The sequence below is a fragment of the Fibrobacter sp. genome (assembly GCF_017545445.1).
GTDB lineage: Bacteria > Fibrobacterota > Fibrobacteria > Fibrobacterales > Fibrobacteraceae > Fibrobacter.
Map to the genome: position 1 here is coordinate 11,166 of NZ_JAFWOM010000035.1, position 22,205 is coordinate 33,370.

Below are 22,205 nucleotides of genomic sequence, written 5' to 3' on the forward strand. Positions count from 1 at the left end.
TTCGCGACAAATATAGAATTTTTAGTAAACAGTGGTTAGTGATTAGTGGTTAGGAGAGCTATCCTTACGACTTTATTCTCTCGCATTCAAATGAGAGTTTTCCGTCTTTGACTCCAATGTAAATCGTGGAGAAATCCTTCATCGTCCCGAGCAAAAGGCCTTCGGCGATTTCGTCTTCGACCAAATTCTGGATGGAACGGCGGATAGGGCGGGCACCGAGCGAAGCATCGTAATTGTGATTTACGATAAACTCCTTGGCATCCTGGTTCATCTCCAAAAGAATTCCGCGATCGGAAAGATTCTTCTGCAAGAACCCCATCTGGATATCCACTACAGACACGAGGTCGTGCTTGGAAAGCGCACGGAACACAATCTGCTCGTCAATACGGTTCAAGAACTCCGGCGAGAACACACGCTTGACTTCTTCGCGAATAGCGTTTTCCATGCGTTCGTAATCATCCGTCTCGCCCATCTTGGTAAAGCCCATGCCACTGCTGTGGCGGACTTCACGGGCGCCAGCGTTACTCGTCATGATGATAATCGTATTCTTGAAGTTGATTTTACGGCCATAGCTATCCGTTAAAATGCCATCGTCCAAAATCTGCAAAAGCAAGTTGTAGATGTCCGGATGAGCTTTTTCGATTTCGTCCAAAAGCACGACAGAGTACGGATGCTTGCGCACCTTTTCGCTCAGCTGTCCACCGCCATCTTCAAAGCCCACGTATCCCGGAGGAGCGCCAATCAAGCGGCTCACGCTGTGCTTTTCCATGTATTCGCTCATGTCGATACGGATAAGCGAATCTTCACTACCGAAAAGTTCCTTGCAGAGCACTTTTGCAAGTTCCGTCTTGCCGACACCCGTCGGGCCCAGGAATAAGAAACTGCCCATCGGACGCTTGTTGTTGCGGATGCCCGCACGGCTACGGCGGATGGACTTGACAATCGCATCGACGGCACGGTCTTGGCCAATCACACGCTGCTTGATTTCGTCACCCAAATGCAAAAGCTTTTGAGCTTCTTCGCCGCCCAGCCTATGGACTGGAATTCCCGTCATCTTGCTGATAACATCACGAATAACATTTTCATCGACAACCGGCGTTTCCGATTCTTCGCTCTGGAGTTGCTTTTTGCGTTCGGCAATGCTATTCTGCAATTCTTCTTCGCGGGCACGCAACTTTGCCGCAGAGGTATAATCTTGATTGGCGACAGCCTCTTCTTTTTTCTGGAGGCATTCGCCAAGTTCGTCTTCCATGTTCTGCAAATCTTGCGGAATCTTGATGGAATTCAAGCGGACACGAGCACCCGCTTCGTCAAGAACGTCTATCGCCTTGTCCGGCAAGAAGCGTTCGCTAATGTAACGTTCGCCAAGTTCAACGGCAGCACGAACCGCATCTGGCGTGTAATGCACATTATGATGTTGTTCATACTTCGAGCGGAGACCATCAAGAATTTGTATAGAATCTTCGACAGAAGGCGGGTTCACGACAATCGTCTGGAAGCGGCGTTCCAAGGCGGCATCCTTTTCGATGTACTTGCGGTATTCGTCAAACGTCGTAGCGCCTATGCACTGGAGTTCGCCACGCGCAAGAGCCGGCTTGAAAATATTGCTTGCATCCAAGCTACCTTCGGAACCGCCCGCCCCTACAATCGTATGGAGTTCGTCGATAAAGAGAATCACGGAATTGCCGACACGCTGGAGTTCCGTAATAAGGCCTTTCACGCGTTCTTCGAACTGTCCACGATACTTTGTACCCGCCACCATAGCGGCAACGTCAAGCGTCACGACGCGCTTGTTCGCAAGCAAATCAGGAATCTTGCGCTGCACAATTTTCTGAGCAAGGCCTTCGATTATGGCCGTCTTGCCCACGCCCGGTTCGCCAATCAACGCCGGATTGTTCTTTTTGCGGCGGCAAAGAATCTGGATCAAACGTTCAATTTCTGCTTCGCGACCGATAATCGGGTCGAGCTTACCCGCACGGGCCATCGCCGTCAAATCGCGACCGAAATGTTCGAGAATCGGAGTCTTGGAACGCGACGGAGATGCCTGACGAGTTTGCGTATAACGTTCGCGAGGTTCTTCATCGGACTGGCCATCTTCCATCGGCTGCCCATCCGCCTGGTGCTTGATTTGCATCAGCATTTCCTGATAATTTTCAAACGTCACGTTATACGTCGAAAGCGTGGCCGCCGCCGGAGAATCCGTCTGCTGCAAAATAGCAAGCATCAAATGTTCCGGACCAATGAACTGGACGCCCTCTTCTTTTGCAATCTTGGCAGCATTGTAAAGAACCGCCTTGCACTGGGCCGTAAACGTCAAAAGGCCGCCGTGGGCATCGCCACCGACCGTCATGAGACCGCCGCTCGTGCTGAGCGCCCGTTGGATGGTTTCGCTGAGTTCCGTGAGGTTCACCTTCAACGCCCTCAACGTTTCTGCGGCAAATCCGGAATCCTCGCGGACAAGTCCAAACAACAAATGTTCTACCGTTACGCAGTCGCTCCCTAAATTGCGGGCTGCAATACGAGCCGCCTGCAATGCGGCCTTAGCCTTCGCTGAAAAAATACCGTTAATATCTGCCATAGTTAGGTTTTAGGTTATAGGTTATGATTAGACGAAAGACCGCTTCGCTGGTAGACGAGAGACGAAAGAGTAATAATCGTGGCATAGCCACCTTATGTTGATAAATATAATGCATTCTCTCGTCTTTCGTCTGTAGGACCGTAGGTCCGTTCTTTCGTCTACTGTATCACTCCGCCATGCATGACGACGCGGCGTTTTGCAAAACTAGCCAATTTTTCATCGTGCGTCACAATCAAAAACGCCTGATGGAACTTTTCGTTGAGTTCACCAAAGAGTTCGTTCAATTTCGCCGAATTCGCTTCGTCCAAGTTACCGCTCGGTTCATCTGCAAAAACGAGGGACGGGTTGTTCATGAGCGCACGCGCGATTGCAATTCGCTGGCGTTCACCGCCCGAAAGTTCTCGCGGCAAATGCTTGAGACGTTCCTTGAGGCCGACCGTTTCTAAAAGCATTTCGGCTCGTTCGCGGCATTCCTTTTCGGGAGTCCCGAGAATGCGGCCCGGCACGCAAACATTTTCGAGCGCCGTAAATTCCGTGAGCAAATGATGGAACTGGAAAACGAACCCCACATGCTTCCGATGGTACATATCGCGTTCTTCGCTATTGAACTTGCTGAGCGGTTTCCCGTTGAACAAAATCTCGCCCGAAGTCGGCGTATCGAGCATTCCGACCAAATTCAAGAACGTCGATTTGCCGGAACCCGACGAACCCGTGATAGCCACAAGCTCGCCAGCATCCATCGAAAAATTCACGCCCTTGAGAATCTCAAGAGATTCACCCGTCTCGGAGAAAATACGACGAAGATCAATTGTTTGTAAAAGCTTATCGGACATATTTAAACCTTGCAGATTTCCTTTTCCATCAAAATCTGAGCATTGAGCCGTGATAGACAATCATATCGCCACCTAGTCAACATACAGGTATCCTTCGATATCACGGGCTGCAAATTCATTTCTCTGGAGCGTGTAGGATTTCGTTATTTGGTACGAGAAATTTCTGAATCACCATGGAAAATATACAAATTTTGGGAGTAATATAAGAGGGGAAGAATCCCCTCACTGTGGGGAGATCCTCGCAACGCCCCCAAAAAACATCTACTACTAGTGGTGCAGGAGAACCTAAGGCTCGTCCTTTAGACAACGGACAGAGAACCCGTTGTACTTACCGTAGATGTTCAAACTTTCTTCATTGTTGTTGTAGTTCAAGTACACGTTGAACACGTCGATGCTATCGTACGCAGAACAACTCCAGAAGTACGCGTTGTAGCCCTCGTTGTCGTATTTTCCATAGTAGTCTCTGCCGCCAGCAGGCAACACCGAGAACAAGAACTCATCCGTACCATTACGATTACTATACCAACCAGATGTGGACTTGAGTTTTTGGGCAGCAAACCCACCGACCGCAGTGAACAAAGTCTTCCACTCAAATCGAGTCGGCAGATGCCAGCCCTCGGGGCAAACACCACGTACGGGGTATGTCGCCGTACAAGAAATCTCATAACCGCAACCCTTGCCGTTCGAGCTCCATGTGCCTACGCTATCCATAGCTGCGGCCCACGTGTAGAGGCGACCATACTTGGTGCAGTTACTGGCATTATCATTGTAGCAGTAGCTGTTTGTTGATTCGTAATTCAGGTTTTCAGCCATCCAAGTCTGAGAGCCAATTGTCACCGTCTTGTAGGTTTGTCCGTCGCGAGAGTCAATTATGGATCCTACCGCAACTATTCTGGATGAAGTAACACTACTAGAAGAAGCAACCTTCACACTGCTACTCGATTTTACAACTGAACTTGACGAGGAATTTGCTGTTTTCTTTGACACATCGTCCTTTAGACAACGAACTGAGAAGCCATGATATTTATTACCGTACCACAAGCGTACATAGTCATCGTCATAGTCTAAGTGCATGACTGTCATGTTGTAGCTACTGTACTCAGTAGAACTCAAGAAGTCAGCGCATTCGCGCATGTAAATGTAACCATCGAAGTTCTTGTAGCCTCCAGGCAATGCAGTAAACGAGAAAGCATCTTCGTTCGTGATGCCGCGATACGCCTTCCAACCTGATTGAGCCTTGAGTATTGGACCAGCTTTCGATGTCCCGCCGGCCGCATTGATCAAGGTATTCCATTCCGTTCTAGTCGGCAGATGCCAGCCCTCGGGGCAAATACCGCGAACAACGTTCGTCAGCAAGCATGTCTTGCCATAACCACAACCCTTGCTGGCCGTGCTCCATGTGCCTACGCTGTCCATAGCCGCGGCCCACGTGTAAAGGCGACCGTACTTGGTGCAGTTACTAGCATTATCGTTATAGCAGTAACTGTTCGTTGATTCGTAATTGAGGTTTTCAGCCATCCAAGTCTGAGAGCCGATTGTCACCGTCCTGTAAGTTTTTCCGTCACGGGAGTCGGTCAAGGATCCTACCACTACGTTTCTGGATGATGACGAAGGAATACTGCTAGAAGAAGCAACCTTCACACTACTACTCGATTTTGCAGAACTGCTACTAGATAGTAGAATCGTTCCTTCGGAACTCCAGGACGATGAAAGAACACTGCTTGATGATGCTGTATTAACACTGCTGCTGGATCCCCTCCCTTCGGTCGAGGATGACACCGCAACTTTCTGGCTGCTGCTCGATTCCGAGTCAGAACTCGGAATGCCAGAAGATAATGATTCGTCCTTGACACTAGAAGAGGATTTCACCTTTTCCTGGCTACTGCTGGATTCCTCATAGTCCTTCATTCCACTAAAAGAAATTTCATCGTCATCGGAAAACCAATCGCCGTCGATGCAGATGTAAGCTTTTTTTCGTCTTTTACATAGGCTACAGCACCTTTGTGCTTGACTGTACAGACAGGCAAATCATTGAAACTATCGGCCATAATATCGCCCACGGTTGATGAGCTTGCCGAATCATCGGCAGGCTCTGTGCCCTTGCTACCACTGCTGTCGCCACCGCAGGCGGCAAGAAGAAATAAGCAAGAGATTACTGCGGCATCTACACACCCTCGAAATAACATTTTCATATTCAATTTCTTTTTCAAAGCCATAAAACACCTCTTTACAAAGAGTAATTTCTTCTAATCTATAATTTATTATTAAAAAAAACAAATAAATGATGGATTTTTTACGTACAAAACACACAAAAAAATGCCCGCACAAGGCGGGCATAACATAACCATACTACTCGTGCCTTATTGCACCAACGGGATCAAGTCTGCTGGCCTTCCATGCGGGCAGGAGCGTTGCCGACACGCAAAGAACAATTCCAATCACAAAAATCAAAACAACATCCATCACATGCACGGAAATCGGGAAGTACGGAATCACGTACACGTCGCCGGGGAGCTTGATGAAGTGATAGGCCTCTTGCAACTTGCAGAGCACAAGACCAATAGTCCCCCCCACAACAGTTCCTCCCACGCCAATGAAACTTCCCATTAGCATGAACACGCGCATCACGCCGGCCTTGCTAAAGCCCATGCTGCGCAAGATGCCGATTTCCTTAGTTTTGTCAATCACGACCATGATCAGCGAGCTGATGATGTTAAACGCTGCGACCAAAATAATCAAGCAAATCACCGCCGCCACAATGAACTTTTCGTAGTTCATCCACTTGAGGAGAGTGATGTTCTTGGACTTCCAGTCCATTCCGTAGTACGGATAAGAGAGCCACGTCGCCATGCTATCGACCGCCTCGCCCGCTTTCCAGTGATCCTTTATACGGAACTGGATGCCCGTCACGGTATTCCCCATGCCAAGCAATTTCTGCAAATCAGAAATGCCGACATACGCGAGGTTACCGTCGTACTCGTAAGTGCCCGTCTCGAAGATGCCGCTCACCACGCACATCATCATCTTCGGGCCACCAGAATTCATCGCTTCGTCCGGGCTCTGGAACGTCTGCAGCACGAGCTTGTCACCAACGACAACGCGGAGACGCGCCGCCAAGCCGGTCCCGAGAATCACCCCCGGACGACGCTTGCCGCTCATGTCCTCAAGGCTATCTACGGAGTATTTGCCCCACTTGATGTACTTGTGGATGTCCGTCACGCCCTTCGCTGTCGCCGGGTCAATGCCGTAAATGACAATGCCGTCGTTTACCTTCTTGGAGCTGATGCCCACCTTATAGACGATAAACGGGGATGCCGCCATCACATCAGGCACGCGCTTTTGCACCTCTTGCGCGAGGCTATCGTACGGACCGATCGGGTTACCATTGTACGCCATCAGTTCAAAGTGAGCGTCCTTCCCAATCATCTGGGCCGTGACCTCTTCTTCGAAACCGTTGACCGCCGCAAGTGCGACCACCAGCGCAAACACGCCGATGGAAACACCGAGCATACTGAAAATACCAATAAGCGAAACAAAGAGACTCTTCCGTTGAGCCCCCAAGTAACGCCAAGCGATGAGAAGTTCGAGTTTGTTCATAGGAAGTAGGAAGTAGAAAGTAGGAAGTAGGAAGACTACTCTACATTTTTCTGACTTCCGATTTTTCTCCTTAGAGCCGTTAACATTTTACCAATATCATCAAGAGACTTTTTTATCGGTTCTGTATCTGTTGTTTTTAATAAATTGACACGTTCACTTAATATAAGTTGCGTTTCCAATTCAGATTTTGAACCAAGTGCAATTCCAAGAAAATGAGAAAACTCATTTTTAGATTTACGCCCTTCACCTTCAGCAATATTACTAGCAATAGAGACAGCTGCACGACGCATTTGAGACGTCAAACCAAAAATTTCTTCTTTGGGGAAAGAACTTGTTAGACGATAGGTTTCAACAGCAACATCCATTGCTTGTTGCCAAACAACGAGATCTCGATATCCTTGAGTCATATTCTTGCTCCTACAATTTACTGTCTACTTCCTACCGTCTACTGCCTACTGAGAGCAGCTAGGCAAAGCCTAGCAGCTCTCCGGTTTCATCAGCGGGAACAGCTGAACGTCGCGGATGGTCTGCTGGTTCGTGAGGAGCATGACCATGCGGTCAATGCCGAAGCCCACGCCACCGGTAGGCGGCAAGCCGGATTCGATGGCGTGCATGAAGTTTTCGTCCATCGGGTGCGTTTCGCCTTCGCCACCACGGCCACGGCGGACCTGGTCTTCCAAAAGTTCGCGCTGACGGATGGGGTCGTTAAGTTCGGTATAGGCGTTGCCCAGTTCCCAGCCGTTGGCGTACGGTTCGAACTGTTCGATAAGGCCTTCGATGGTGCGGTGCTTCTTGCAGAGCGGAGTGCTTTCAGTCGGCATGTCCTTGATGAACGTCGGCTGAATGAGCTTGTCTTCAACAGTGAGTTCGAAGAGTTCGAGGATGCCACGACCGCGAGAGAATTCGCCGTCCAAGTGACCACCGAGTTCTTCCATCTTATTCTTGATTTCGTCATCGCTCATGTCGTTGACCTTAAGGCCGCCGAACTTTTCGATAGCTTCGATCATGCTATAACGCGGCCACGGAGCCTTGAAGTCGATTTCCTTGCCCTGATACTGAATCTTCGTCGTGCCGTTCGCAGCAATGCAAGCACGTTCGTAAATGTTTTCGAAGTGGACCATCATGTCGTTGTAGTCGGCATAAGCTTCGTAGAATTCGAGACCAGTGAATTCCGGGCTATGCGTACGGTCCATGCCTTCGTTGCGGAAGTTTTTGCTGAACTCGAACACCTTTTCCATGCCGCCCACGATGCAGCGCTTGAGGTAAAGTTCCGGAGCGACACGCAGATAAAGCGTCATGTCGCAAGCGTTGTGGTGCGTGGTGAACGGACGAGCGTTTGCACCGCCGTAAATCGGCTGGAGCGTCGGCGTTTCCACTTCGATGAATCCCTTTTCAATCAAGTATTCGCGAATTGCCTGCAAAATCTTAAAGCGCTTAATGAACACATCCTTCACATCGTCGTTCAAGGCCATGTCGATGTAACGCTGGCGGTAACGGGTATCGACGTCGGCAAATTCGTTGAACACGACCTTGTTGCCATTTTCATCGACTTTTTCCTTCGCGACCGGAAGCGGACGCACAGCCTTCGAAAGCATCGTCACCTTTTCGGCACGCACGGAGTATTCACCGCTCTGCGTTTCGAACATAGAACCGTTCACGCCGATAAAATCGCCAAGGTCAATCATCTTCACGATTTCGTAATTTTCTTCGCCCACTTCGTCACGAGCAACAACGACCTGCAAGCGACCATAGCGGTCCTTCAAGTGCATAAAGCACATCTTGCCCTTGCGATTAAAACGAACCACGCGGCCAGCAAAAGCCACCGGTTGCTTCGTCACCATCAAGGCATCCTTGTTTTCCTTCAAAACCTTAGAATCATGGGTTCTGTTAAACTTGTGCGGATACGCCTCCACACCCATTTCCTTGAACTTGTCGAGCTTTGCCAAGCGAGCCTGCACCTGGTCATTCATATCTTGCATTGCCATATTGTATTACCTCGTGAATATATCACGTCTTAAATTTGAACGCGGTAAAGATAGCTTTTTTAGTAGAACGTCGGAAACTAGATGAAACGTTAGGATTGAAAAAAAAAGAATGATTCATATAAACAACTTGTTGACCATTTAGAATATTACAAACACATTACAAAACAATCACAAGAATCGACAATGAGTACGAGATAATAACGCAGTACAATTTTATCTCAAAAACACGCGTTTTTCATTTTATAAAAAAGCGTCAAGGTCCAAATTTCATCATAAAAACCAAATTTTTAATTTAATAGAATCTATAAAATTTCAAACTTTCTCAAAAATATTCAATTTTTATAAAAATTTTTCTTATTAAAAAATTGATTTTCATCAAAAATTTCAAAAAATTTCACAAAGTTCATTATTTACCTCTTGCCACTGCAAAAAAATACTCCTATATTTCATCCTATCTAAATTTTCATCTATTCTTTAAAAGACAGGAAAAATTATGGCAAATAAGACCTTAAGTGGTGCCGAAGTGATTATCGAATGCCTCAAGCGTGAAGGCATTGATACTATTTTCGGTTATCCTGGTGGATCGGCCATTCCAATGTTCGATGCCATCCTTGATTCCAACATCAAAGTTGTGCTCAGCCGTCATGAACAGGGCGCAACTCACATGGCTGACGGTTACGCCCGTCAGACCGGCAAGGTCGGCGTAGCTCTTGTCACTAGCGGTCCGGGTGCAACGAACACGTTTACTGGTATTTATACAGCTCTCATGGATTCTAGCCCGATCGTCGTGCTTGCCGCCCAGACGACAACTCCGAACTTGGGCAAGGACGCTTTCCAGGAATGCGATACGAGCGGCATGACTTTTGCAGCCGTCAAGCATTCTTACTTGGTCAAGGATACAAACGATTTGCCGCGCGTGATGAAGGAAGCTTTCCACATCGCCCGCACGGGCCGTCCGGGCCCGGTGCTCATCGACTTGCCGAAGGACGTGACCGCAGGCCCCTGCACCGCTCCGTTCACCGACAAGATGGATTTGCCCGGTTACACGATTCCGACATACGCTTCTACCGAAAGCGTCGAAAAAGCAGCCGAATACCTCAAGAATTCCAAGAAGCCGCTCTTGCTCGTGGGCCACGGTGCCATGATTTCGGGCGCTAGCCGCCAGGTGAAGGAACTTGCCGAAAAGCTCGGCGCTCCGGTTTGCTGCACGATGCTTGGCCTCGGCGCATTCCCGACCGACCACGAACTTTCGCTCGGCATGCTCGGCATGCACGGCACGGTCTATGCGAACAAGGCTGTGCTCGAATGCGACTTGATTCTTTCGATTGGCAGCCGCTGGGACGACCGCATTACCGGTAAGCTCAGCGAATTCTGCAAGAACGCCGTGAAGATGCACATCGACATCGACCCTGCCGAAGAAGGCAAGGTGTTGCAGCCGGATGTGTTCATGTGCGGTGACGCGAAGCTCGTCTTGGAACAGCTCCTCCCGATGGTGAACAAGCTCGACACCGCCGACTGGGTCAAGACTTGCCAGACTTGGAAGAAGCGTTTCCCGCTCACTTACGCAAAGCAGGGCGGCCTCCGCATGCAGCACATCGTGGCCACCGTGAGCGAACTCACGAAGGGCAAGGCTATCGTCACGACGGACGTGGGCCAGCACCAGATGTGGGTCGCACAGTTCTTCCACATCAACTATCCGCGTCAGCTCCACTCCAGCGGCGGCGCAGGTACGATGGGCTTTGGCTTCCCGGCCGCTATCGGTGCCGCATTCGGCAACGAAACCGGCTGGCCGGTCGTTAGCTTCAGCGGTGACGGCGGCTTCCAGATGACCGAAGCAGAACTTGCAACGGCTGCCATCCACAAGCTCCCCATCAAGATTTTCGTGATGGACAACAAGTACCTCGGCATGGTGCGCCAGTGGCAGGAACTCTTCTACGACCACCGCTATTCCAGCGTTGACATGAAGGGCAACCCGGACTTCGTGAAGCTCGCCGAAGCCTACGGCATCCCGGGACTTCGCATCAAGCGCCCGGCAGATGCAGAACGCGTAATCCAGAAGGCTCTCGAAAACAACGACGGCCCGATTCTCATCCACTGCGAATGCGAAAAGGAAGACAACGTGTTCCCGATGATTCCGGCTGGAGCCCCGCTTACCGCCATGCTTACGGAAGCGCCCAAGACGCAGCTCGAAAAACCCACTGGATCGACGTAATAGGAGGACTAAAAAATGAAAGATATCGCACATTCTATTAGCTTGTTAGTGGCAAACCGCCCGGGCGTGCTCGTGCGCATCGCTCTCGTGTTCTCCCGCCGTGGCTACAACATCGATTCCCTCGTCGTCTCCCCCACGCTCGACCCGAACTTCAGCCGCATGAACATCATCGCTCACGGCAATCCCGAAATCTTGATGCAAATCATCAAGCAGCTCGAAAAGCTCGTCGATGTCGTTCAGGCCAAGGACCATACCGGTACGGACGCGGTCGAAAAGGAACTCGCGCTTATCAAGGTTCGTTGCACCGCAGAACAGCGCACCGAAATCTTGCAGCTTTGCGACCATTTCCACGCCAACACGGTGGATATGACGATGACGTCCATGATTATTCAGATCACGGGCAACAGCGTCAAGGTCGATACGCTCAAGAGCTTGTTGCAGAAGTTCGAAATCGTCGAGTACATCCGCACGGGCAAGGTCATCATGCTCCGCGGCGAAGACAAGACGTAAGAGACCGCTCGGCTCTCAACGCAGAAATAAACCTCCGTCGGAGCCTCGCTCTCGCAAAAGCGTGCAAAACGAGTGTCGCAAAATTATGCTTGCATAATTTTATGACCGAGTAAAGCCGCGGACGCCAAAGGCGTCAACTGCCCTCGGTCAACACCGAGGGCTTTGTTGCTCACAAAAGACCGCTCGGCCCTAAACGCAGAAATAAAACCTCCGTCGAAGCATGGAAAAATGCTAAAATGGCGGTGAAAACAGCCGAAAAATCATTGATTTCACCGCCAAAAATTACCTTGTTAGTACAAAATGAGGTCAAAAACGCTAATAGGGCGTTCTGTTGGCGGTGAAATGAACGTCAAAAGAGTGAAAATCACCGCCAATTGCAGCTCGACATTGTAATTTTCGCAAAAAAATGAGCAAACAAACTAAAAATCGGCGGTGAAAACGACTCAAAAAATCTCAATTTCACCGCCAATTGCCATATTTGACGAGATACGAACCGTAAAATCAAAATTTTCACGTAAATTTTGCCTTTTTCCCAAAATCATAGTATTTTATATTGTGTGTCATGGGTGAAAGGAGTTCTCTTTTGAATATCGAAAAGAAAATTGTCTCCCAAAGCACGCAACTTTCGTCCATCGCAAAAAAGACAATCGCCGCAACGCTCGGCATATCAGCTGTATATTCGTTTAATGCTTGCAGCGGTGGAGACATGAGCACCGAACCAATAGAATCGCAAGAACCGCCAAAAGCTCCTTCACCAGAAAGTTCCTACAGCAACGAATTTTCATCTAGCAGCAAGTACCTCGACATTCCGCAAAGCCACGAGGCGATAAGCAGCGAGGTCCTCAAAGCTCTTTCTTCGGCGGCGGTATCTGCGAACAGTACTGCAACAGACGCTGTGTCTTCCGTAGCACAGCCCGCAAGCAGTTCCGCAAACGCCCCCTCTTCGGCGTCACAAACACACTATGCGGCAACGCAAAATTCAAGCAGTTCCGCCGCAACCCCCGCCAGTGCAGCAGACTCGTCAGCAAGTACCTTGGCCACCCCGGCTAGTTCCGCAACAGCTCCGTCAAACCTATCTTCAAGCTCTTTTAAATTTGGAGACACACTCCCTGGCTACCAAGAATGTCCTCCCCCATACCCTTCTACCGATCCCTGCAAATGCGTTCCAGACGGAACCACAGTAAAATATCAAACCGAATTCGGAGTTCAAGTAATCATGTGTCCCCAATCGTCATCGAGCTATAGCGGCGACGGATTAATATTCAGCATGGTCACGACATTCGAACTCGACGATATTATTGTCTAAATAGATGAAAACGCGATGGGCAACAAGCAGGCTTGCGACTCCCACGAAACCCTATATGCAACGTATGCAACAAAAACGTACATCATCCAAAATAAAATAGTCCAAAAATTCCATTTTGATTACCAAAACAAACTATATTACAATAAAGGATTTTGTGTAGGAGTTTTTATGAAAATCGAGAAGAGGAAAATAACCAACGGTATTAGGTTTTCTAATGCCACAAAAACCGCCATCGCAGCGACGTTCGGGTTTGCCACCGCCGCTGTCATGAGCGGCTGTAACGAAGAATCCGACAGCATCGCTGGCCCTACACCTCCCCCAACTCCGACAAGTTCAGAAACAAGCGAATCCAGTTCCAGCAAAATCACCGATATTCCCCTGAGCCACGAACCCCTCAGCAGTACCGCCATCGAAGCTCTTTCTTCGGCCGCGCAATCCGCACAATCAGCACAATCCGTAAGCAGTTCGAGCATCAAAACAGCATCCTCATCTGAGGAAAAATCAAACACGAAGTACTCGTCATCGTATGTATCTTCTGGCGTTTCCTCCGCCATGCTGCCTACGCCTAAAAGTTCTTCCGCAACGATTTTAAGCTCTTCTGCAGCAGATACAAGTTCCTCCGTCACAACACAGCAAAGCAGTTCATCTCAAACGGAATCCGCGGCAACATCTTCAAGCGATGCTCAAACAATTTCATCCAGCGAAGCGCCCATAAGTTCAAGCCAAGCCAGCTCCAATCCCATCGAAACCAACTCATCGAGCAGCATCACGCCACAGCCTACTTCAGCAAGTTTTCCATATCGTCCCTCCGTAGATTGCCTAATGGACTCTACCGGTTTAAAAGTTATCATGTGCCAAGACGAACATGGAGGCATGATGGGAAGCATGGTTTCCACATACGATATGACCGAAACCATATAGCGCCAATTTTTAAATAGGTGTAAGGTGGAAAAATTTCATGAAAATCGAAAAAAAGAAAGTCCATAAAAAGACTACGTTTTCTAGCAGCGCAAAGGCGACGATTGCGGCGTCATTGGGGGTAGCCGCATCGTTCGCTTTAAGCGCTTGCATTTCCGATTCAAGCGAAGCGAATACAGCAGGGCCCAAAACTCCCGAAAGAACTTGTGGAATGGTCGCTTGCGATGAAGATTTAACGTCGAGTAGCTCTAACGAATCCAATCCGAGCAGTTCCAGTAAAGTTATTGACATTCCCAAAAGCTACGAGCATTACAGCAGCTCCTCCATCGATGCACTTTCTTCAGCAACGCCTTCCGTAACACGCCCCATCAGTTCTTCAATTACAGCCGGCGTGCCACACGTTTATACTCCTTCGTCAACAACGTTGCCGAGCAGTTCTTCCGTAAAGCCCAGCAGTTCAAATGCCAACGTCGAAATAATCAAGGTAAATCCAGAAACAGATTCAACGCTCATTCCAACCATTGATCCAAACGTCCCTGTAATCAAAGACTCGCTTATTCCAAACATTCATCTTTGCGAAGACCCCAACTGTCACAAACTCCTCATCGATAGCATGGTCACCACGTTCGAACAGGACGACATTCAAGTATGAACTTAGTTCTCTGCCTTACAGAACAGTGTAATTTACGTTGTACATACTGTTATTACAAAGAAACGCAAGCCGAGCGCAAAACAGTCATGGACGACGAGACGCTCGAACAGGCGATTCGCATTGGGCTGGAACGCACGATTTTATTTAAGCAACATTTTTTCAATATCACTTTCTTTGGCGGGGAACCGCTTGTCCGCAGAGAAGCCATTTACAAAGGCGTCGAATTTGCAAAAGCGATTGTCGCAGACGCAATGGACAACGGCAGAATCGACAATACATTCATTTTGCAATTCGCCGTCAACACAAACGGCACGCTATTCGACGACGAGTTTTTTGACTTTTGCGAAAAAGAACATTTCCGCATTTACCTTTCGCTCGACGGTCCAGAGCATCACCACAACCTCGCCCGCCGTACCGTAAGCGGAACCGGAAGTTTCAAGGCCATCGAAAAGCACATACCGCGATTTGTAAAACTCGGTGCAGTGGCTTTGAGCACGATTACGCGATTGCACATCGACACGATTTTCGAAAGCGTCAAATGGCTCCACGAGCAAGGTTTCCAAAGCCTTACGACAAGCGTCGATTTCGACGGCAAATGGAGCGGCGAGGAATTTGACAGACTCGCCCTGCAATACCAGAAAATGGCGCAATACTGGAAAGAATGCCGCGAAAAAGGCGAAAAGTTTTTCTTAGGCACCATTCATGACAAAGTCAAGCTGGTGCTCCTCAATTCACGATACAGAAATTATTCATGCCACGTATATAATGGAGCCATTGGCGTTGCCACCAACGGGAACATTTTCCCCTGCACGCGATTTATCACCTCGCAAAAAGACACACCATACGTGCAGGGGAACGTCTTTACTGGATTCGACGAGAAGGCCTGTGAGAAAATTCACACTTTCTTAGATAACGATAAGCAGGAATGCGAAGGCTGCGACATCCGCTACCGCTGTTGCGCCCACGAATGTGCATGCACCAGTTTTTACACCACGGGCAGCATCGAAGGCGTTTCACCCGAAGTCTGCACGCACGAACGCATGCTCGCCGAAATCTGCGACAATTTGATCAGAAGCTAAAACCCTTTTTCCATTTTCAAGTTATAGTAAACAACAAAAGTAAATTCTCATAACAAACCGACCCCGGCACAATGGCCGGGGAGACAAAAGGGAAATATCAATGCTGTTTACTTTAGAAATAGCCTCCAACAGCCGCAAAAGCTGAAAATTTGCTTTTTTTCCAAAAAAAGATATATTTATTCCACGAACGGAGAAAATAATCTTTCTGTGTATGGAGAAAATATGGATAAGCCAAACGTCCCGACAAATGTCGAAAAGCAAATGAGAAAGACGGGGATTAAAATCGCTCTTATCATGGCATTGCTCATGAGCTTCGGTCTTTCACTCACGGGGAACCTGATGGCGGAACGCCCACCAGAGATGCCCATGATGGCCTCAATCATCGGTTTTCTCGCATGTTTTGCGTTAAGTTTCGTAATCAGCTTTGCAATAGGCTTGCTCGTACCGATGCCTAAAGTGAACGCAGCACTCGCCCGCAAATTTCAATTGCAGCCGCGTACATTAAAAACGCACATCGTAGAATCCGTAGCCTCGAACCTGATATACACGCCGCTTATCACCACAGCGATGGTCGCGTTCGTGTATTTCGCCTTGATGCCAGACGGTCACAAGCCCCCATTCTTGCCGATGTTCATCCATTCGCAAATCATCTGCTTTATCGTGGCACAAGTGCTGATATTTATTTTCGTGCCGATTATATTAAAGCTTGTGTTGCCGAAAATGCCACCTCGCCCACAGCAACCCTAAAAATACGGGAAGTTATTTATTCTTCCCTTACTTTTTTTGCAAACAGCTCAATTCTCAATTCTTTCATGCATTCTTCATCCTGAATGACTTGAGATTGATAATTTCCAAATTCAAACGTTTTCGCAGCAGAAGAATCTTTCAAAAAATCGTTATACGCATCCTTGCAATCCTGCTCGTAATAAGAATATCTTCTTTTAAATTCAATATTGCAAGAAACTTTACCTACAGATACAATCATCTTCATAGAATTGCCTTCAAAAGGCAAATATTTCGTGAGCAATCCATTATCCTCAGCCGTATTGCAATCAATCCGCTTTGCATCACCGGACAAGGGAAAGTCATAATCTTCAAAAAAACAATTATCCTTTTTGAAAAGGACAAATTTTAAAGCATTGTCTTTTTCTAAAACAACACCATCAATATTTCCTAGGGCAACACTCTGACCACGAAATACGCCTATAGGAAAAGAATTCCCTATATATCCAAATTGAACATCGCCATTGTTAAATGACAATCTTAAAGTTCCGTTAGATTCATCGAACTGTGCTGGAAACCTAGATGATTCGCCACTTTTAGACCATACGAGTTTTCCATCCTTGGCTTCACACAGTCCTTGCGTGAACAACAAAGCATTTTGTTCCAATTTGTATGAACCCACCTCCGCAATAAAATATTCCGAATCATCAGAACCAGCATTCGTCGATTCTCCAGAACACCCGAAAAAAGCAAGTCCTATGCAAGCCAAAGCCATTTGAAAAATACGTTTCATAATAAATACCTTTTTTTACGCACAAAATATAGTATTTAGAATCAATCTTTTCTATGACTTGCAAAGGAAAAAACACTCACTTCAGCATTGCTATTCAAATCTCTTGTTCACAACGTCCCAATTGACGATGTTCCAAAGCGATTTGAGGTAATCCGGGCGACGATTGCGGTAGTCAATGTAATAAGCATGTTCCCACACATCGAACGTAAGCAGTGGCTTGAGCCCCTTTGTGAGCGGATTTTGAGCATTACCCTCCTGCGTAATCACAAGTTTGCCATTAGAGTCGGCAGAAAGCCAAACCCAGCCGGAACCAAAAAGCCCCGCCCCTTTCGCCTGAAATTCTTCCTGAAATTTTTCAATAGAACCGAAATCACGGGCAATTGCATCTGCAATTTTTCCAGTCGGAATGTTGTTAGCAACAGGAGATTTAAATTGTACAAAGTACATGTAATGGTTTAGGAACTGCCCCGCATTGTTGAAGACACCGCCATCAGAACTCTTGACAATTTCTTCAAGCGATTTGCCTTCAAAAGCACTCCTCGGAAGAGCTGCATTTAAATTGTTCACATACGTCTGCAAATGCTTGCCGAAATGAAACTCCATCGTTTCGGCACTAAGCACAGGCGACAAGTCCGAAGCCCCATAAGGAAGCGTCGGCATTTCAAATTTTCCGTTTGTAGGCTGAATCATTAAAGATCTCCTTGAATAAAAGTTTTTATCACTGCTCTTGCAATAAATATATACAATCACGCGGAATTATGTATCAAAAAAAAATCCCGACACCAATGCCGGGATGAAAATCAATAATTATTTGGAGAACAGCGTAAAAAGCAACCCCGACTCTGAAGCCGGAGTGACTTAATTACTCTTCGCCTTCTTCTTCAGCTTCGTCACTTGTAGATGCGGTTGCAACATTGCCAAGCAAGACGCTTACATCAACGGACTGCAAATCAGCAAGGCTCTTCACGCCCGTGGTCTTGTTTTCTTCGACCTTACCGAAGTAAGAGACAATGACATTTGCAGAGCTAGCTTCAAAGCGGCGAGTCTTGTTCGTGATGCTATTCGAACCCTTGGTCATCGGGAAGAACTTCGCTTCGAGCTTTGCCATGTCCTGAGTGTTCTTGACGGTCTGGAGAGCTTCGCAAGCAATCGCCCATGTCTGCTTGTTCATTTCAATTCCGTTATTGACAAGATCAAGCACCATGGAATTTCCCTTGAAGGAATTGGCAGTCGTCTTTTCATAATGTTCACGGCCCTGATTAACGTAGTTGCCCTTCTGCATGAAGAGCATGATGATAAGGCCAAAGACAAGAACGGTAAGAGCAATAGAAATATTCTTTAAATTCATGATATCATCCTTTATTCAAAATGGTATTCACCCGGTTTTTCAATTTTGAGCGTTTTAGACAAGTCGTACTGAACAAGGGCACTGTAATCTACGCTCTTGAATTTTCCCTTGGCGTAATTAAACTTCACGACGCAACCCTTACCGCAAGCAATTTCCTTGGAATTCTTGTCGTTCTTGAGGAGAATCGTACCTTGGGCAAGGCCAGCTTTCTCAAAAATGCCGTTTTGTACTTTGTCATTAATGCCGACACCTGTATAAATATGGGAAATCTGTTTAAAACGAGCATCTTTATCGGCTTCAATGGCCGCAACAGCCTGGCCGAACGCAGCTTCAGACTTTGCACCGGAGAGCACCGTATGAACAAGCTTCCACGCCATGTTGTACTGGTCGATGGAACGCCACTGTTCTACGAGAACTTGAGTGTTCTTTTCCAAATAAGCCGTTTCCTGTTCGTTCGCAGAGCGTTTTGCCTGCTCCATGTACCCGCCTTGGAGCGATTTAAGGAGAACAAAGAGAGCGACGAGGATGACAACGTCAACCGCGACTAGAATCTTCAATTTCTTATTATCCATATTAATCCTTTTAAAAAGAGACGTTTCAAAAACAATCTAAACTTTAATTTAAAAAAAACAAGCAAATTTAAGTTTAAAAAACGCGTTCAGACACGCCTATTTTTTATATTCTTCATATATGAGCGAACTTGAAAAAAAATTACCGTCCCAAATTATCTACGAGAACCTCAAGGAAATGATTCGTGCGAAAAATACCGCGCACGATTCCATCTTTAAATTTCACTGGAAAAAAATGTGGCCGTTCAGCTTGATATGGCCGCAAGTCGATTTTATCCGTATTGTAAGGCTCATGGATGAACTCCAAAAGAACGTCGTCTCGCAAAAAGCTTTGGTAAAAGAGGCAAAAGCAAAGTCAATGCCCTACGAAAAGACGTTCCTCGATACGGTACCCGCCTACCTGGATAGCATAGGCGTATCGTGCAAATGCCTTGCCGGAGTTGCCCAGTGGAAGCAGGACATGCTCGAAAAGAAGCTCCACCACGATGTCAAGATGATACGCGATGTTTCGGAATACAACCAGCTTCTCAAAGCATACGAAAAAGCTCAAAGCGATTTAGTTCAAGCAGGGGCGTTTGTTCGTGCAGGCTGGGTCGAAGCTCTCCAAGGTTTCATAGATAATACAGAAGAAAAATAATGCCAGCAATCAGCGTCATCATCCCCATGTACAACACCGAGGCGTTCATCAAGGACTGCCTCGATAGCCTCGTGGCGCAGACGTTTACGGATTTTGAAGCAATCATCATCGACGACGGCTCAACCGACGAAAGTACGAGAATTGCCGCCAGTTACGCATCATCTGATTCCCGCTTTCGCGTTATTGGACAGCCGAACAAAGGCGTATCCGAAGCCCGCAATACGGGGCTTAAAATTATGCGAGGCGAATATGTCACCTTCGTTGATAGCGACGATTGTGTAGCACCGAATTTTCTTGAAACGTTGTTCTACATTGCACGATTGCACCAAGCCGATATAGCTTGCTGTTCCATACAAAACATCAACGAAACATACAAAGAAAATGAAGTTTCACCTGACGTTGCAAAACTAAAAAATACAACAAATTCCGCATGGTTAACGCCAGAAAAAGCATTTTGCATTTCGCTTTATCAAGATTCATTGCCAGACTACTCTGCATGGAATAAGTTGTACAAAGCAGCTCTATGGAAAAACAAGCAATTTCCCGTTGGAACAATATACGAAGACCTAGCAATAATTCCAGACATTTTACTTATAGCAAATAAAGTAGCTATAACGAAAGCAAAACTATACTTATACCGCAAACGTTTGGGCAGTGAACTTTCAACACAAATTAATCATCAAAAAATAATACCATTATTGGGTATAGCAGAAGATGTTTTCGAAAAGGCAAAGTCGAAGCCAAAGCCACTTTACAAAGCCGCACGCAGCATGCTTTTAAGTGCAAGTTTCAGCATTTTGATGAGAACTGAAGATTCCGAAGAATTTGCAGAATACCGTAAAAAAGCACTAGAGCATATACGCAAATACCGTTTCGGCACGTTTTTCGACTGGAAAATCCGTATGCGAAACCGCATGGCAATTCTGATTTCATATCTCCCCCGCTCTCTATTCTTCAAGTTTTTAAAAAAAGGCATGCAGTGATTTCGTTTACGCCCAAAGAAATCATCATTCACATTGCAAGGCACGTTCTCGGCGAGAAACGCGTTCATGACTATTTGATTCAACGCGGGATAGAGCTAAGGCATTTGCGGGATGGGTATGCAGAAAACAATCAAATCGGCGAAGGTCAGCCCAAAAGCAATGAAGAAAGTCGCGAGACTGAGGCCGCGAAAGGAATCACCGCCAATCGCCAAACACTTGTGTTTATGGCAGACGGCAAATGGATGCATGGCGGGCTCACGGATAGATTGCGCGGTATGGTCAGTGCATATAAATTCGCTAGCGAACATGATCTAGATTTCAAGATTTTTCATACTTCACCATTTTTACTTCAAGAGATCTTGCTACCTCATGAAATAAACTGGATCATTGACGAGAGTAAAATCAGTCGGGACCGAACAAAAGCAAAGCCAGTGCTCCTTTACCGCGAGGATTTCGACAATGAATCCGCTTTAGAACGGCAGCTGGATGCTTTCCACGAGCAATTCCACTTGTATTCTTGCGTTGATACACTGGGCGAAAAATTTCCAGAATACTTCAATGCATTATTCAAGCCATCGCCGCTATTAGAAAAGGAACTCGCACATTACAACGAACTGTTAGGTACAAAATATATTTCGTATTCATTTCGTTTTCAGAATATGCTCGGCGATTTCAAGGAATTCACTTTTAAGGAATTACCAGCCAAAAGCAAAAAAGAGCTTTTAAATGATGCCTTGAACGCTCTTAAAAATGAAATCGCAGAAACGCAAACTCATCAAGAGTCGCTAGAGTCGTCGAAAATTTTGGTCACCGCCGATAGCACGACATTCCTCGAGCAAGCGGCAAAATTTCCAAACGTAGTCATTGTCAAAGGAACTAGCATCCACATTGATTTCAACAATTCCAAGAAAGCTACAGATTATTTAAAAGCTTTTACGGAATTTTTCCTTATTTCAAAAGCTACAAAAGCAAAGCTTTACCGCAATCGTAAATACAAGACGTATCCGTCAAATTTTCCGAAATACGCAGCAAGACTCGGACACGTTCCTTATGAAGTTGTAGAACCGTAAGCCGTACTGAAAAACCTGTCATCCATGACCTGTCATTCTGGAGGCACGGAGTGCCGAGGATCCCCATACAGTTCGCGAAGCCGTCATCCTGAGGCCGAAAAGCCGAAGGATCCAGTCAATTCCTGTTTTTGCAGTACAAAATGTTACTGGATCCTTCACTTCGTTCAGGATGATGCATTCTACGGTGTGCTGTTCAGGACGAATCCAGAAGTATCGTGATCGTCATCTAGAGGACCGAAGGGACGAAGGATCCAGTCAATTCCTGCTTTTGCAGTACAAAATGTTACTGGATCCTTCACTTCGTTCAGGATGACGCATTTCTGCAGTGTCGTTCAGGGTGACGCGTCCGATTGTGCTGTTCAGGACGAATCCAACAGTGACGTTGTGGACGCGTTCGCGGTGCCGTTCAGGG

General features: G+C 47.1%; 21 protein-coding genes. 10 read left to right on the plus strand and 11 right to left on the minus strand.

From position 1 onward, the window contains the following. Positions 1-64 precede the first annotated feature (64 nt). The 7 genes from IKG78_RS04300 to lysS all read right to left on the minus strand — a co-directional run bounded on the left by IKG78_RS04300 (position 65) and on the right by lysS (position 8,993). Positions 65-2,578 carry an ATP-dependent Clp protease ATP-binding subunit gene (locus IKG78_RS04300; protein ID WP_290939840.1) on the minus strand — a complete coding sequence of 838 codons (2,514 nt, stop codon included), beginning with the start codon at positions 2,576-2,578 and terminating at the stop codon, positions 65-67. A 158-nt stretch (positions 2,579-2,736) separates the two neighbouring features. Continuing rightward, entirely contained in the window at positions 2,737-3,411 is a 675-nt protein-coding gene (locus tag IKG78_RS04305) for an ABC transporter ATP-binding protein (protein ID WP_290939843.1), read from the minus strand. 285 nt (positions 3,412-3,696) lie between these two features. Beyond that, complete coding sequence (locus tag IKG78_RS04310; protein WP_290939845.1) at positions 3,697-5,319, minus strand: fibrobacter succinogenes major paralogous domain-containing protein; 1,623 nt, start codon at positions 5,317-5,319, stop codon at positions 3,697-3,699. Next, a complete protein-coding gene (locus IKG78_RS04315; RefSeq protein WP_290939847.1) occupies positions 5,316-5,603 on the minus strand; it encodes a hypothetical protein in 288 nt (95 codons plus the stop codon). Before IKG78_RS04315 ends, IKG78_RS04310 begins: the two co-directional genes overlap by 4 nt. 157 nt (positions 5,604-5,760) lie before the next feature. Then, positions 5,761-7,008, minus strand: a complete 1,248-nt coding sequence (locus IKG78_RS04320) for an FtsX-like permease family protein (protein ID WP_290939850.1) — start codon at positions 7,006-7,008, stop codon at positions 5,761-5,763. A gap of 35 nt (positions 7,009-7,043) precedes the next feature. Further along, a complete protein-coding gene (locus tag IKG78_RS04325) occupies positions 7,044-7,415 on the minus strand; it encodes a four helix bundle protein (protein WP_290939853.1) in 372 nt (123 codons plus the stop codon). Positions 7,416-7,484: 69 nt separating this feature from the next. Then, on the minus strand, positions 7,485-8,993 hold the full coding sequence (gene lysS, locus IKG78_RS04330; RefSeq protein WP_290939857.1) for a lysine--tRNA ligase: 1,509 nt from the start codon (positions 8,991-8,993) through the stop codon (positions 7,485-7,487). A 493-nt stretch (positions 8,994-9,486) separates the two neighbouring features. Between lysS and ilvB the strand changes: the two genes are divergently transcribed. From ilvB to IKG78_RS04365, 7 genes are all read left to right on the plus strand, one after another. Further along, a complete protein-coding gene (ilvB, locus tag IKG78_RS04335; protein WP_290939860.1) occupies positions 9,487-11,205 on the plus strand; it encodes a biosynthetic-type acetolactate synthase large subunit in 1,719 nt (572 codons plus the stop codon). A gap of 15 nt (positions 11,206-11,220) precedes the next feature. Beyond that, positions 11,221-11,715 carry an acetolactate synthase small subunit gene (gene ilvN / locus IKG78_RS04340; RefSeq protein ID WP_173356149.1) on the plus strand — a complete coding sequence of 165 codons (495 nt, stop codon included), beginning with the start codon at positions 11,221-11,223 and terminating at the stop codon, positions 11,713-11,715. 583 nt (positions 11,716-12,298) lie between these two features. Further along, complete coding sequence (locus tag IKG78_RS04345) at positions 12,299-13,021, plus strand: hypothetical protein (protein ID WP_290939863.1); 723 nt, start codon at positions 12,299-12,301, stop codon at positions 13,019-13,021. Between the two features lie 168 nt (positions 13,022-13,189). Continuing rightward, the gene (locus IKG78_RS04350; RefSeq protein WP_290939866.1) at positions 13,190-13,942 is read left to right on the plus strand and encodes a hypothetical protein; all 753 of its coding nucleotides are present in this window, start codon (positions 13,190-13,192) and stop codon (positions 13,940-13,942) included. Positions 13,943-13,979: 37 nt separating this feature from the next. Next, entirely contained in the window at positions 13,980-14,591 is a 612-nt protein-coding gene (locus IKG78_RS04355) for a hypothetical protein (RefSeq protein WP_290939868.1), read from the plus strand. Further along, positions 14,588-15,670: a radical SAM protein gene (locus IKG78_RS04360; protein WP_290939871.1), complete on the plus strand. Its 1,083-nt coding sequence runs from the start codon at positions 14,588-14,590 to the stop codon at positions 15,668-15,670. The genes IKG78_RS04355 and IKG78_RS04360 overlap by 4 nt, the downstream gene beginning before the upstream one ends. Before the next feature lie 222 nt (positions 15,671-15,892). Further along, positions 15,893-16,417: a hypothetical protein gene (locus tag IKG78_RS04365; protein WP_290939875.1), complete on the plus strand. Its 525-nt coding sequence runs from the start codon at positions 15,893-15,895 to the stop codon at positions 16,415-16,417. Between the two features lie 16 nt (positions 16,418-16,433). Here the strand turns inward: IKG78_RS04365 and IKG78_RS04370 are convergent, their stop codons facing one another. The 4 genes from IKG78_RS04370 to IKG78_RS04385 all read right to left on the minus strand — a co-directional run bounded on the left by IKG78_RS04370 (position 16,434) and on the right by IKG78_RS04385 (position 19,106). Then, the gene (locus tag IKG78_RS04370; RefSeq protein WP_290939878.1) at positions 16,434-17,186 is read right to left on the minus strand and encodes a hypothetical protein; all 753 of its coding nucleotides are present in this window, start codon (positions 17,184-17,186) and stop codon (positions 16,434-16,436) included. Positions 17,187-17,276: 90 nt separating this feature from the next. Then, positions 17,277-17,876, minus strand: a complete 600-nt coding sequence (locus tag IKG78_RS04375; RefSeq protein WP_290939881.1) for a superoxide dismutase — start codon at positions 17,874-17,876, stop codon at positions 17,277-17,279. 172 nt (positions 17,877-18,048) lie between these two features. Next, positions 18,049-18,534 carry a hypothetical protein gene (locus tag IKG78_RS04380; protein WP_290939883.1) on the minus strand — a complete coding sequence of 162 codons (486 nt, stop codon included), beginning with the start codon at positions 18,532-18,534 and terminating at the stop codon, positions 18,049-18,051. Positions 18,535-18,545: 11 nt separating this feature from the next. After that, entirely contained in the window at positions 18,546-19,106 is a 561-nt protein-coding gene (locus tag IKG78_RS04385) for a hypothetical protein (RefSeq protein WP_290939885.1), read from the minus strand. A gap of 118 nt (positions 19,107-19,224) precedes the next feature. Here IKG78_RS04385 and IKG78_RS04390 point away from each other — a divergent pair, with 118 nt between their 5' ends. From IKG78_RS04390 to IKG78_RS04400, 3 genes are read left to right on the plus strand one after another with little or no spacing between them, the layout of a single operon-like run. Continuing rightward, a complete protein-coding gene (locus IKG78_RS04390; RefSeq protein ID WP_290939888.1) occupies positions 19,225-19,740 on the plus strand; it encodes a hypothetical protein in 516 nt (171 codons plus the stop codon). Continuing rightward, positions 19,740-20,723, plus strand: a complete 984-nt coding sequence (locus tag IKG78_RS04395; protein WP_290939891.1) for a glycosyltransferase — start codon at positions 19,740-19,742, stop codon at positions 20,721-20,723. The genes IKG78_RS04390 and IKG78_RS04395 overlap by 1 nt, the downstream gene beginning before the upstream one ends. After that, a complete protein-coding gene (locus tag IKG78_RS04400; protein WP_290939894.1) occupies positions 20,720-21,793 on the plus strand; it encodes a hypothetical protein in 1,074 nt (357 codons plus the stop codon). Before IKG78_RS04395 ends, IKG78_RS04400 begins: the two co-directional genes overlap by 4 nt. Positions 21,794-22,205: the final 412 nt, after the last annotated feature.